This window comes from Nonomuraea sp. AD125B, assembly GCF_041402765.1.
In the GTDB taxonomy this organism is placed as follows: domain Bacteria; phylum Actinomycetota; class Actinomycetes; order Streptosporangiales; family Streptosporangiaceae; genus Nonomuraea; species Nonomuraea bangladeshensis.
On record NZ_JBGLOU010000041.1, the window covers coordinates 1 to 12,659 of the forward strand.

The window sequence follows — 12,659 nt, forward strand, 5'->3', positions numbered from 1 at the left end:
TCGGCTGAGCACGTCCCGGGCCGGTCGTTCCCGCTCGCGGGCTACTGCTGCTGCTGCGACGGGCTGGCCGACGGACGGAGCGTCTCCATCGGGGTGTTCTGCTGGCCCGTGGGCTCGGGCGGCAGCGGGGCCTCGTCGGCCGTGGTGGTGATGGCGCCGTCGCCGCCGCAGGTCGCGCCGGGCTCCGGCGTGTCGGCGCCGTTCTGGTAGCGCTTGATGAAGGCGGGCAGCTTGGGGTCGGCCGGGTCGGTCAGCTTGAGCTGGTGGCCCCAGGAGGACACGACGATCGGCGAGGGCAGGTTGGGGAACGGGCTCATCAGCATGTAGTTCTGCTGGCCCGTGGACGTGGCGACTTCCTTCAGCTTGTCGATCTGGGCCTTCGGCAGGTCGGGCCGGTAGGTGATCCAGGTCGCGCCGTGCTCCAGCGAGTGGACGGCGTGCTCGGGGTGGATCGGCTTGTCGTAGATCGCGCACTGCTGCCAGTAGTTGTTGTGCTGGCCGCCGACCGGCGGGGTCTCCTTGTAGGTGACCGGGGTCCAGACGTGCTCGCCGGCTTCGTACTTGGCGCTCGTCACGGCGTCCAGCGAGGTCTCACGGGCCTGCTTCACCAGGTAGAAGCCCACCAAACCGACCAGGACGACGATGATCAGCCCGCCCGTGCCCCACATGAGCAGCGCGGCGCGGCGTTGTTTGCGCTTCTGGTCGGCCCGCATCTTCTGCAGATGCTCGCGCCGCGCCTGCGCCTTCTCCTTCGTCATCGTTCCTCCATCGGCGTACCAACAGGGGTCACCTTATGCCCTTCCGGCGTATGCGGAGAATAAGGCGGACGTAAGGCAGGGATCTCAGGTTCGTCCCCAGGTGGGTACGCTGGACGCGTCATGGACAAGCCCCTCAGAAACCCCGTGCTCATCGTCTGCGGCGTGCTGGTGCTCGCCGCGGCGGCCTATCTGCTCTTCGGTCGCTCGGGCACGCCCGGCGACTCCTCGCCGGAGGCCGGGTTCGCCCGCGACATGGCCGTGCACCACGCGCAGGCCGTCGACATGTCCTTCGTCGTCAGGGACAAGCGGCCCGCCAAGGAGATCTCCAGCCTGGCCTTCGACATCATCAACACGCAGGCCAACCAGCGCGGCATGTTCCTCGGCTGGCTGCAGCAATGGGGGCTCGACCAGGCGGGCGGCGACAGGCCGATGGCGTGGATGAGCGGCCACGGGCACGGCGCCGCAGCGCCCACAGCCGGGCCCGCCGGCGTCGCGAGCACCGGCCTGATGCCCGGCATGGCCTCCCCGGAGGAGCTGGCCAGGCTCAAGGCGGCCGACGGCACGCAGGCCGAGGTGCTGTTCCTGCAGCTCATGATCCGCCATCATGAGGGCGGGGTGGAGATGGCCGAGGGCCTGCTCGACCTGTCGACCCGGTCCGAGGTGGTGAACATGGCGCGCAAGATCGTCCAGGGGCAGAGCAGCGAGATCAAGCTGATGACCGACCTGCTGCACCGGCGCGGCGCGCAGCCGCTCCCGTCGATCCTCCAGCCGAAGTAGGCGGGCGCTCCCGGGGTGGACGCTGACGCCGTGGTGGTCGGCTCCGGGCCCAACGGGCTCGTCGCCGCCGTCACGCTGGCCCGCGCCGGACGCCGGGTGCTGCTGCTGGAGGCTGCCGACCGGTTCGGCGGCGCGCTCCGCTCCGGCGAGCTGACCCTGCCCGGCCGGGTGCACGACTTCGGCGCGACCGTCATGGCGATGGCCCTCGCCTCCCCCGCCTTCCGCGGGCTGGAGCTGAAGGGCGTGGAGTTCGTCCATCCGCCGGTGCCTGCCGCCCATCCGCTGGACGGCCGCCCGGCGGTGCTGGTGCACCGCGATCCCGTCCACACCGCCGCCGGGCTCGGCCGTGACCGGCGTGCCTGGCTGGCGACCGTCGGCGCGACCGCGCGGGCCGGGCCGCCGCTGGTGGAGCTGCTGCTCAAGCCGCTCGGGCCGTGGGGCGGCGTGCCGCCGGCGGCGTTCGCGCAGGCGGCGGCGTTCGGGGCGGCGGCGCTGCTGCCCGCCACCACGTTCGCGCGGCGGGCCTTCCGCACGACCGAGGCGCGGGCGGTGCTCGCCGGCATGGCCGCGCACTCCGTCCTCGACCTGCGCTCCCCCGTCAGCGCCGGCTACGGCCTGCTGCTGGCGTCCCTGGCCCACTCGGTGGGCTGGCCGCTGGTGCGGGGCGGGTCGCAGGTGCTGGCCGACGCGCTGGTGGCCGAGCTGCGCGCGCTGGGCGGCGAGGCCGTCACCGGGCACCGGGTGCGGCGGCTGGCCGAGGTGCGGGCGCCCGTCGTGGTGCTCGACGTGACGCCCAGGCAACTGCTCGCCATGGCCGACCTGCCGGCCGGCTACCGGCGGCGGCTGGAGCGCTACCGCTACGGCCCGGGGGTGTTCAAGCTCGACTGGGCGCTGGACGGGCCCGTGCCGTGGCGGGATCCGGCGGTCGCCGGGGCGGGCACGGTCCATCTCGGGGGGACGCTGGAGGAGATCGCGCTCAGCGAGGCGGAGTCGGCGGCCGGGCGGGTGTCGCCGCGGCCGTACGTGCTGGTGGTGCAGCCGTACGCGGCCGATCCGACGCGGGGCGGGCACACCTTGTGGGCCTACTGCCACGTCCCGAACGGCTCGCGCGCCGACCTGACCGGCGCGATCGAGGCCCAGATCGAGAGGTACGCCCCCGGCTTCCGCGAGCGGGTGCTGGCCCGGCACGCCATGGGCCCGGCCGAGCTGGAGGCGTTCGACGCCAACCTGGTGGGCGGCGACATCTCCGGCGGGCTGTCCAGCCTCGCGCAGTTCCTGCGCCGCCCGGTGTGGTCGCCGGCACCGTGGCGCACCCCGCTGCCGGGGGTGTTCCTGTGCTCGGCGGCCACGCCGCCGGGCGGCGGGGCGCACGGCATGGGCGGCTGGCAGGCCGCCCGGCTCGCCCTGCGCCCCTGATCGCGCCGGCGGTCAGCCGGCTGAGGCCGCCATCTCCTCGGCGACCGCCGCGGCGAAGGCGTCCACGTCGGCCTCGGTGGTGTCGAAGGCGCACATCCAGCGGACCTCGCCGGTGGCCTCGTTCCAGGTGTAGAAGCGGAAGCGCTTCTGCAGGCGCTCGGTGACGTCGGGCGGCAGGACGGCGAAGACCGCGTTGGCCTCGACCGGCCGGGGCAGGACGACGCCGGGGATGTCGCGGACGGCGTCGGCCAGCCGCCGCCCCATGGCGTTGGCCTGGCGGGCGTTGCGCAGCCACAGGTCGCCGGCGAGCAGCGCCTCGAACTGCGCCGAGACGAAGCGCATCTTCGACGACAGCTGCATGAACGTCTTGCGGATGTAGTCGACGCCGCTCGCCGCCTCGGGGTTGAGCACGACGACGGCCTCGCCGTACAGCAGCCCGATCTTGGTGCCGCCGAAGGAGAGCACGTCCACGCCGACGTCCGTGGTGAGCGCCCGCAGGGGCACGTCGAGCGCGGCGGCGGCGTTGGTGAGCCGGGAGCCGTCGAGGTGGACGAGCAGCCCCCGCTCGTGGGCGTGCGCGCAGAGCGCGGCGAGCTCGTCAGGGGTGTAGAGGGTGCCGAGCTCGGTGGTGTTGGACACCGACACCACGCGCGGCTGCGCGCGGTGCACGTCGCCGAAGCCCCACGCCTGCCGGTCGACCAGCTCGGGGGTGAGCTTGCCGTCCGGCGTGGGCACGGGCAGGAGCTTGATCCCTGCCGTGACCTCGGGGGCGCCGCCCTCGTCGGTGTTGATGTGGGCGCTCTCGGCGCAGATGACCGCCTCCCACGGGCGGGTCATCGCCCGCAGGGAGACGACGTTCGCGGCCGTGCCGTTGAAGACGGGCCACGCCTGCGCCTGCTCGCCGAAGTGGCGGCGGAAGACGTCCTGCAGCGCCTCGGTGTAGGCGTCCTCGCCGTAGGCGATCTGGTGTCCGCCGTTGGCCGTGGCGATGGCCTGCAGGATCTCCGGGTGGACGCCGGCGTAGTTGTCGCTGGCGAACGCCTTGAGATGGGGGTCGTGCCGGGGGATCAAGAGGTGAGGTCCAATCGGGTGCCGTTGAGCTCGGCGGCGGGGCGGTCGTAGAGTCCGCCGATCGCCGCGGCGAGGTCGTTGACGTCGGTGAAGCCGGCGAAGCGGGCCTGCGGCTTGGCGGCCCGCATCGCGTCGTTGACGAGGGCCTTGACGACGAGGACGACGGCCGCCGACGAGGTGCCGGACAGCGCGTCGGCCAGGGAGAGCGTCCACGCCTCCGCCGCCGCCTTGGCCGCGGAGTAGGCCGCGCCGCCGGCGGACGGCTTCTCCGCCGCCTTGGCCGAGACGATCACGAAGCGGCCGTTGTCGCTGTGGCGCAGCAGCGGCTCGAAGGCCAGCGAAACGTGCTGGAGGGTGCGGATCAGCAGGTCGTGCAGCAGGTCCCAGTCGTCGAGCGAGGTCTCGGCGAAGGACGCTGACCCGCGCCAGCCGCCGACCAGGTGGACCACGCCGTCCACGCGGCCGTGCTCGCGCTCGACACGCTCGGCGAGCCGCTGGACGGCGGCGCGGTCGAGCAGGTCGACGTCGTCCTTGTCGACGCCGATGACGGTGTGGCCGTCCTTGCGGAAGTGCGCCGTCACGGCCTCGCCGGTGGGGCCGCCGGCCCCCGTCACCAAGATGATCATGCGCGCAGCCCCTTAGTCGATTCGACGACGTCCGTCAGCTTACGACGCAGTGCCTCGTAGAACATGCTCAGGGGGAACTCGTCCGGCAGGACCGCGTCCACCTTGGCCTTCTGCTCCTCCGGCAGCGCCGCGACGCCCTTGGCCCAGACGGACGCCGGGTGCGGGGCCACGTAGGCGCTGACCAGCTCGTGGGCGGCCAGCCAGTGGGCGAGCTTGGACCGGTCGATGCTGTCGCGGTAGAGCTTCTCCACCTCGCCGCGCAGGTCGGCCACGCCGTCGGCGACGCGCGCCCAGTCGATCGACAGCCGGTTGTCGGTCCAGCGGATGACGTCGTTGCGGTGCAGGTAGGCGAACAGGAGCTGGCCGCCGAGCCCGTCGTAGTTGCGCACCCGGTCACCGCTGATGGGGAAGCGGAACAGCCGGTCGAACAGGATCGCGTGCTGGACGTAGCGGGCGTGCGGCACGCCCTCGCGCTCCAGCTTCACCGCCTCGCCGAACGCGGTCAGGTCGCAGCGCAGCTCCTCCAGCGAGTACAGCCAGTACGGCATCCGCTGCTTGATCATGAACGGGTCGAACGGCAGGTCGCCGTGGCTGTGCGTACGGTCGTGGACGAGGTCCCACAGCACGAAGGTGTCCTCGGCGAGCGGCTGCGAGTCCAGCAGCCGGGCGGCGTCCGGCGGCAGGTCCAGCTTGAGTGTCTCGGCCGCCGCCGCCGAGACCCGGCGGAAGCGCGCGGCCTCGCGGTCGGCGAAGATGCCGCCCCAGGTGAAGCGGGCCGGCGTCTGCCGCACCGCGACGGTCTCGGGGAAGAGCACGGCCGAGTGGGTGTCGTAGCCGGAGGTGAAGTCCTGGAAGGCGATCGGCACGAACATCGGGTTGTCGTAGCCGCCCGCCTCCAGCCGGGCCAGCCAGTCCGGCCAGATCGTCCGGATCCAGACGGCCTCCAGGTTGCGGTTGGGGTTGCCGTTCTGGGTGTACATCGGGAAGACGACCAGGTGCTCCAGGCCGTCCACGCGCTGGGTGTCGGGGTGGAACAGGTCGAGCGAGTCGAGGAAGTCGGGGACGCCGAGCCCGGACGCGGCCCACTTGGCGAGGTCCGCGCGGACCGCCTCCAGGTACGCGGCGTCGTGCGGGAAGTGCGGCGCGAGCTCGCCGACGGTGGCGCCGACCCGCTCGACCAGCACCGCGGCCCGCTCCTTGGCCTCCTCCGGCACCGAGCCGTCCTTGACCTGCAGCGGCCGCAGCTCCTCCACGATCTCCTTGAGCCGGGAGAACAGCTCCGCCTTCACCGCGTCGCGGGCGCCGGCCGCCTCGTTGTCCTCGGGGACGCGGGCGGCCCAGGTGACGACGTTGCCCCAGAGGGCGCGGTGGTCGTAGTCGTCGATCGAGTCGTCGCCGAACAGGTCGGAGTCGGCGAACGCGACGACCCTGCCCTGCCCGTGCCGCACGGCCACCGCGAGCGGCGCGCCCGCCGGGTCGGCCGTGGCGGAGGTGGTGAACAGCACCGTGGCGTCGCGGCCCGGCTCCACGGTCAGCACGCCGCTGCGGTAGAAGCAGGCGTCCCGCACGCCGGCGAGCAGGCCGCCCGTGGTGGCGCGCTCGGCGCGTACCCAGGTGGCGACGCCCTGGTGGGCGTGGCCGGGGTCGCGGACCGTGGTGTGGCCGACGCCGAGGCCGAAACGGGCGAGCAGGTCGCGCAGGTTGTTGCCGTACTTGTCCTGCTCCTCCTCGGCCAGCACGACGAGCCCGCCGCCGGCGGCCACGTACGCCTCGACGGCGTCGAGCTCCTCGGCGGACAGGACGGGGCTGCCCTGGCCGGTGGTGCGCTCCCAGCGCTCGCCCGAGGGGTGCGCGATGACCAGCACGTCCTGCTCGGCGAGGACGCCGGGTTGGAGCGTTCCCGTGGTGCGGGCGGTCACCGTGTGCCCCAGATGGCGCAGCAGCTCCGCCGCCCGCGCATAACTGTTGTCATCGGGGTGGGCGGGGTTGATGGCCTCGGCCACCTCGCGCCGCACGGTCCACGACTCGCTGTGGGCCTCGTCGAACAGTACTCGGGGGAACGCTCGCATGAAAATCTCCTGTATCGACCGCCTTATGCCGAAAAATATACACATATAGCCCGATGGTTGCCTACAACCTCAGGCCGCGCCCGGCCGGACGACCCCCGACTCGTACGCGAACACCACCGCCTGCGCCCGGTCGCGCAGGGACAGCTTCATGAGCACCCGCGCCACGTGCGTCTTCACCGTCGCCTCCCCCACGAACAGCTCGCCCGCGATCTCGGCGTTGGTGAGGCCGCGCGCCAGCAGCCGCAGCACCTCCAGCTCGCGCGGCGTCAGCTCGCCCAGCATCGGCGACGGCTTCGGCTCGGCCCGCCCGGCGAACGTGGCGATCACCCGGCTGGTCACCGCCGGGTCGAGCAGCGCGTCGCCCGCGTGCACCACCCGGATGGCCTCGAGGAGCTGCTCCGGCGGCGAGACCTTCAGCAGGAACCCGCTGGTGCCGGCGCGCAGCGCCGCGTAGAGGTTCTCGTCGGTGTCGAACGTCGTCAGCGTGATGACCTTCGGCGGCGACGGCGTGTCGAGCAGCTCCCTGGCCGCCGACAGCCCGTCCAGCCGGGGCATCGAGATGTCCATGAGGACGATGTCCGGGCGCGTGCGCCGCGCCACGGAGATCGCCTCCCGCCCGTCGGCCGCCTCGCCGACGACTTCCATGCCGGGGTCGCTGTCGACGACCATGCGCAGCCCGGCTCTCACCATCGCCTGATCGTCCGCGATGACTATGCGTATGCCCACAGCCGGAGGGTAGACTCCGGGGATATCCCTTGAACACCCAGGTCAAGCAGGGCACAAGTCAGTTCCAAGTCACGGGCGCCCGCTCATGAGACCTGGATGCTCTGCCTGAAGCGGGCCTGGGTCGCGTCGTCGCAGTTCGACTTGGCGCAGAAGTACATCACGAGCATGTTCTTGGGCTGCCGGGCGATCACATAGCTGACGAAGCCGAGCCGCGCGCCGCTCGACTGGTCGATGATGGAGCCGTCGAAGCGGGTGGCCGGTTTGTTGCCCGCCTGGTCCTGCACCGGCTTGCCCACGTCGACCGTGCCGGGCAGCAGGGAGTCCATCTTGGCCTTCATCGAGTCGGAGTCGCCCGCCGGGTCCAGGGTGTCGGAGATCTGCACGTACACGCCGGAGGCGCCCTCCGGGTCGTCGGCGATGACCTGCGAGATCGCCGACCAGTCGGCGCCGGGACCGGCCACGAACAGCGACTCGAACTCCGTCGCGTGCGGCGAGGCCACGGCGAACAGGTCCCGGTGGGTGCGCGCCGTCCAGTCGCCGGGGTAGTCGAAGGCGACCGGCGCGGCCGGGCTGGGCTGGTAGCGCGTCCAGGTGTCGCCGCGGTGGCTGAAGACGATGAACGCCACCAGCGCCAGCGCGGTGACGGCGGCGACCAGCGTGACCGCCACGATCGGCACCCGGCCGGGGCGCTTGCCGCGGCCGGCGGGCCGCGCGGGGGCGTAGGTTCCCGGGCTTGGGTGCGGGCCGGACGGCGGCCCTCCGTACGGGTAGGAGTGCGGCCCGGAAGACCCCGGCACGGAGTGCGGGCCCGAGCCAGGCCCCGAGCCAGGGAACGAGCCCGGATTCGAGCCCGGATTCGAGCCCGGATTCGAGCGCGGCCCGGAGGAGCCCGGCACGGAGTACGGGCCGGAGTGCGGGCTCGTCCCGGGGCGCGGCACCAGGCCGCCGCCCAGCAGCGCGTCGGGGTCGGCCTGGGGGCCGCTGATCGCGTCACGGAGCGCGGTGACGAACTCGGTGCAGGTGGCGTAGCGCTGCTCGGGCGACTTGGCCAGCGCCCGCGCCATCACGGCGTCCACCTGCGGCGGCAGCTCGGGCCTGATGTGCGACAGCGGCACGGGCTGCTCGGCGAGGTGCGCCCACAGCAGCGCGATGTCGTTCTCCCGCTGGAACGGCAGCCGCCCCGACAGCGCCTCGTAGACCACGCAGGCCAGCGCGTACTGGTCGCAGCGCCCGTCGATGTGCTCCTTGTTGATCTGCTCGGGCGACATGTACCGGGGCGTGCCGATGAACTGGTCGGTCTGGGTCAGCCCCGAGATGGACGAGCGGTGCTTGGTGATGCCGAAGTCGGTGAGGTAGACGTGGTCGCCGGCCAGCAGGATGTTGGCCGGTTTGACGTCGCGGTGGATGAGGTCGTGGGCGTGCGCGGCGTCGAGCGCGGCGGCCACCTGCGCGAAGATGCGGTTGGCCGGGCCGAGCGGGAGCGGCCCCCGGTCGTGGATGAAGCGGCGCAGGTCGAGGCCGTCCACGTAGCGCATGGCGATGTAGAGCACGCCGTCGGCGTCGGCGTTGGCCTCGTAGATCGGGATGATGTTGGGGTGCTCGATGCTGGCGACGGTCCTGGACTCCAGGATGAACCGCTGCCTGAACCGGTCGTCGACGCTGAGCACCGGGTTGAGGATCTTCAGCGCGACGCGGCGGCTCAGCCGGGGGTCGAGCGCCAGGTAGACGACGGCCATGCCGCCCTTGCCGACGATGTCCTCGATGTAGTACCCGGCCACCTCCTGGCCGATGAGCGATCTGTCGTTCAAGTGCATCACGTCTCGATGGGGTGACCGCAGTAGCCGCAGAAGCGGTGGCCGGCGCCCAGCCTCATGCCGCAGGACACGCAGTACTTCATCGGGCCCTCCTGCGCCGTCAGCACCTGCTGCTGCTGCTGCGGGACCGCCTGGAACGGCTGGGAGCGCCGGACGACGACGGTCTGGCTGGCGCCTTCGTCGTAGGCGGGGCCGGTCGCAAGCGGTGGCGGCAGTTCTTCCGTACGTCTGTCAGGAGCGCGGCGGCGCCACAGCAGATACGCCCCGCCGCCCGCCGCGATGAAGAGCACGCCCGCCGCCACCAGGAACGGCCACAGCGGCCGGGAGGAGGAGGCCGGGGGCGCGGCGAGCTGCTTGGTGCCCTGGTCCTCGGGGCCGCCGCGCTTGGCCAGCGTGGTCTTGAGCAGGTTGGCGGCCACCACGTCGCCGGGGTAGAGCTCCAGCACGCGCTGGAAGCCCGGCGCGGCCTCGGTGTAGTACTTGGTGTGGTAGCGGGCGAGCGCCGCCTCGAACGCGGTGTCGATGGCGCCGCGACGCGGCGTCACCTTGGCCTGGGTGAGGACGTTCAGGACCTCGCGGACCCCGAGCATCTTGCCTTCCTTGCCGCCGCCGATGAGCAGGCCGATGACGTGGCCGTCCTTGTCGCCGATGACCGGCGCGCCCACCATGCCCTTGTCGGCCATGGCGCCCAGCTCGGCAGGCTCGTCCACCTTCTTCTCCGGGTCGGCGAACGGCCGGCCCGTCTGGCCCTTGCCGCCGCCCTGCCCGAGGTGCGCGATCGTGACGCTGTGCTGCACGTCCGGGCCGGGGCGGCCGAGGAAGCCCGCGACGTTGGTGGGCGAGCCCACCTGGTCGGGCACCTTGTCGGCCAGCGGCGCGGTCGGCATGCCTACGCCGGTCGCGGGGGTCAGCGGCACCAGCACCGCGGGGTCGTCGGGGTCGGGGCCGGCCTTGATGCACTTGACCTTGTAGCCGTCGGTGCTGGCGGGGGTGACGTTGGGGTAGGCGGTGATCTCGGTCGTGACGTCGATGATGCAGGTGGCGGTGTCGGTCTTGGGCGGGTAGCACTCCTGCAGGTGGTGGTTGAGCCGGTCGTCGGAGAGCTTGTGCTTCTTGTAGTCGGCCGGGATCTTCACCTTGTGGTGCTCGGCGAAGATCCTGTTGGCGGCGTAGACGGCGACGTCGTCGGGGTTGACCGCCAGGCGGCGCAGGCCGACGACGGTGCCGTCGGGGTTGACGACCGTGCCGGTGCCGGAGGCGAAGGGGATGTCGTAGGACCGCTCCACGTGTTTGAGCTCGCCGATGTGGTCGAGCAGGGTGATCTCCACGTGGGAGACCGCTTCGAGGCGCACCACGGCGGGGGTGACCAGGTCCGTGATGCCGCTGGGGTGGTCGTGGGCCGCGACCGGCGCGGCGGTCAGGAACACCGTGGCCGACACGACAGCCGCGACGGCACCGAGAAGAGCTGTGAGGCGCGCCATCTCTCCGCTCCCAACACAAGGACTAGGACCAGCGTCCCAATCACCCGTCGTAAGTCAATAGACCACTACGTAGACAAGCGCTTGCTAGGGGGCGTAGCGTACCCGGGTGGCCTACTCGATCGGCGTCGATGTCGGCGGCACCTTCACCGATGTGGTCCTTCGAGATACGTCCGGCGCGATTTCCGTGGCCAAGTGCTTGAGTACCCACTACGACCCCATCGCGGGAATCGTGGCGGGCGTTACGCGCGCCCTCGGCGGCCGGGATCCCGCGCAGGTCACGCGGGTGGTGCACGCCACGACGCTGGCCACCAACGCGGTGCTGGAGCGGACCGGCGTACGTGTCGCCTATGTCACGACTCAGGGCTTTCGTAGCGTCGTGCCGCTCGGCCGTTACGCCCGCGTCGAGGAGGACCGCTACGACCTCCGCTTCACCCCGCCCCCTCCCCCGGTCGCGCCCGAGGACTGCTTCGAGGTGACCGAGCGCGTCTCGGCGCGCGGCGAGGTCCTGACACCCCTCGACGACGCCTCCGTACGCCGGGTCGCCGCCGAGATCGCCGGGCGCGGCATCGGCTCGGCCGCCGTGTGCCTGCTGCACGCCTACGCCAACCCCGCCCACGAGCGGCGGGTCGCGGAGATCCTGCGCGCGTCGGTGCCGTCCGTGGTGACCAGCTCGGAGGTGTGGCCGGAGATCCGCGAGTACGAGCGCGCCACCACCACCATCATGTCCGCCTACGTCGGCCCGCTCATGGCCTCCTACCTGTCCCGGCTGCGCGAGCGGCTGGCCGCGCTCGGGATCCGCGCGCCCGTCCACGTCATGGAGTCCGGGGGCGGCGTCGTCTCCGCCGAGCTGGCGGCGCGGCGGGCGGTGGCCACGATCGAGTCGGGGCCGGCGGCCGGGGTGCTGGCGGCGGCCGGGGCCGGGTTCGCCGACGCGATCTCGTTCGACATGGGCGGGACCACCGCCAAGGCGTGCGTGGTGCGCGGCGGGCGGCCGGAGATCACCCACGAGTTCCACGTCGGCGGCAAGGGCAGCTTCGGCGGGCGGCGGGCGGGCACCGGCGTGCCGATCAGGACCCCGGCCATCGACCTGGCGGAGGTGGGCGCGGGCGGCGGCAGCGTGGCCTGGCTGGACCCGGCGGGCACGCTGCGCGTCGGTCCGCGTTCGGCCGGGTCGTCCCCGGGCCCCGCCTGCTACGGGCTGGGCGGCGCGGAGCCCACGGTCACGGACGCCAACCTGGTGCTCGGCTACCTCGCCTCCGCCTCGATCCCGCTGACGCCGGTCCTCGCCGAGACGGCGCTCGACCGGCTCGCCGGGCCGCTCGGCGTGGCGCGGGAGGAGGCGGCGCGGGCGGTGCACGAGATCGTCAGCGCCGCGATGGCCTCCGCCGTGCACGTCGTGACGGTGCAGCGGGGCATCGACCCGCGCGGCTTCGCCCTGGTGGCCTTCGGCGGGGCCGGGCCCATGCACGCGGCGCGGGTGGCCGAGCGGTTCGGGATCGCGACGGTCGTGGTGCCCGCCCACTGCGGGGTGGCCTCGGCGGCGGGGCTGCTGGCCGGCGACCTCGCCACCGAGCGGGTCCGTTCCCGGCTGGACGCGGGCGACCCCGAGCCGGTCTTCGCCGGGCTCGTGGCGGAGGCGGCCGCCGACCTGGGGGTGTCGCCGGCGGATCCGGAGGTGCGGGTGGAGCGGTCGGTGAACGTGCGCTTCCTCGGACAGTCCCACGACCTCACGGTGGCCTGGTCGCCGTCCCGCTACGAGCTCGCCGCCCGTTTCGCCGCGCGGTACCGGCAGGTGTACGGGATCGAGCAGCACGGCGAGATCGAACTGGTCGGCTACCGCGTCCGCCTCACCGCCCCGGCGGCGCCCCGCGCACCTCGGCCATCCGCCCTGGCCGGGGTGGGTGGCGGGTGTGCGAGGGCC

Annotated in this window: 10 protein-coding genes; 3 read left to right on the forward strand and 7 right to left on the reverse strand. The window is 72.7% G+C overall.

The annotated features are described in order from the left end of the window. Nucleotides 1-41: 41 nt before the first annotated feature. On the reverse strand, nt 42-758 hold the full coding sequence (locus ACBR40_RS46945; RefSeq protein ID WP_344214419.1) for a DUF3105 domain-containing protein: 717 nt from the start codon (nt 756-758) through the stop codon (nt 42-44). Nucleotides 759-878: 120 nt separating this feature from the next. Here ACBR40_RS46945 and ACBR40_RS46950 point away from each other — a divergent pair, with 120 nt between their 5' ends. Both ACBR40_RS46950 and ACBR40_RS46955 read left to right on the forward strand, forming a co-directional pair. Then, the gene (locus tag ACBR40_RS46950) at nt 879-1,535 is read left to right on the forward strand and encodes a DUF305 domain-containing protein (protein WP_344214417.1); all 657 of its coding nucleotides are present in this window, start codon (nt 879-881) and stop codon (nt 1,533-1,535) included. A 15-nt stretch (nt 1,536-1,550) separates the two neighbouring features. After that, nucleotides 1,551-2,951: a phytoene desaturase family protein gene (locus tag ACBR40_RS46955; RefSeq protein ID WP_371252940.1), complete on the forward strand. Its 1,401-nt coding sequence runs from the start codon at nt 1,551-1,553 to the stop codon at nt 2,949-2,951. Nucleotides 2,952-2,963: 12 nt separating this feature from the next. Here ACBR40_RS46955 and ACBR40_RS46960 read toward each other — a convergent pair whose 3' ends face one another. The 6 genes from ACBR40_RS46960 to ACBR40_RS46985 all read right to left on the reverse strand — a co-directional run bounded on the left by ACBR40_RS46960 (nt 2,964) and on the right by ACBR40_RS46985 (nt 10,738). Then, nucleotides 2,964-4,022, reverse strand: coding sequence for a low specificity L-threonine aldolase (locus ACBR40_RS46960; RefSeq protein ID WP_344214413.1), 1,059 nt, complete (start codon nt 4,020-4,022; stop codon nt 2,964-2,966). Beyond that, nucleotides 4,019-4,648, reverse strand: a complete 630-nt coding sequence (locus ACBR40_RS46965) for an SDR family NAD(P)-dependent oxidoreductase (protein WP_371252941.1) — start codon at nt 4,646-4,648, stop codon at nt 4,019-4,021. The genes ACBR40_RS46960 and ACBR40_RS46965 overlap by 4 nt, the downstream gene beginning before the upstream one ends. Then, complete coding sequence (locus ACBR40_RS46970) at nt 4,645-6,717, reverse strand: DUF6421 family protein (protein ID WP_371252942.1); 2,073 nt, start codon at nt 6,715-6,717, stop codon at nt 4,645-4,647. The genes ACBR40_RS46965 and ACBR40_RS46970 overlap by 4 nt, the downstream gene beginning before the upstream one ends. A 69-nt stretch (nt 6,718-6,786) precedes the next feature. Then, the gene (locus ACBR40_RS46975) at nt 6,787-7,443 is read right to left on the reverse strand and encodes a response regulator transcription factor (RefSeq protein WP_091076620.1); all 657 of its coding nucleotides are present in this window, start codon (nt 7,441-7,443) and stop codon (nt 6,787-6,789) included. Nucleotides 7,444-7,526: 83 nt separating this feature from the next. Further along, nucleotides 7,527-9,257: a serine/threonine protein kinase gene (locus ACBR40_RS46980; protein ID WP_371252943.1), complete on the reverse strand. Its 1,731-nt coding sequence runs from the start codon at nt 9,255-9,257 to the stop codon at nt 7,527-7,529. Further along, entirely contained in the window at nt 9,257-10,738 is a 1,482-nt protein-coding gene (locus tag ACBR40_RS46985) for a hypothetical protein (protein WP_344214404.1), read from the reverse strand. Before ACBR40_RS46985 ends, ACBR40_RS46980 begins: the two co-directional genes overlap by 1 nt. Before the next feature lie 106 nt (nt 10,739-10,844). Between ACBR40_RS46985 and ACBR40_RS46990 the strand changes: the two genes are divergently transcribed. Continuing rightward, a partial coding sequence (locus tag ACBR40_RS46990) for a hydantoinase/oxoprolinase family protein (protein WP_371252944.1) occupies nt 10,845-12,659 on the forward strand: 1,815 nt, incomplete at its 3' end.

Coding starts and splice junctions, on each gene's coding strand:
- ACBR40_RS46945 (WP_344214419.1), bottom strand. CDS start 758: ATGACGAAGGAGAAGGCGCAGGCGCGGCGCGAGCATCTGCAGAAGATG.
- ACBR40_RS46950 (WP_344214417.1), top strand. CDS start 879: ATGGACAAGCCCCTCAGAAACCCCGTGCTCATCGTCTGCGGCGTGCTG.
- ACBR40_RS46965 (WP_371252941.1), bottom strand. CDS start 4,648: ATGATCATCTTGGTGACGGGGGCCGGCGGCCCCACCGGCGAGGCCGTG.
- ACBR40_RS46970 (WP_371252942.1), bottom strand. CDS start 6,717: ATGCGAGCGTTCCCCCGAGTACTGTTCGACGAGGCCCACAGCGAGTCG.
- ACBR40_RS46980 (WP_371252943.1), bottom strand. CDS start 9,257: ATGCACTTGAACGACAGATCGCTCATCGGCCAGGAGGTGGCCGGGTAC.
- ACBR40_RS46985 (WP_344214404.1), bottom strand. CDS start 10,738: ATGGCGCGCCTCACAGCTCTTCTCGGTGCCGTCGCGGCTGTCGTGTCG.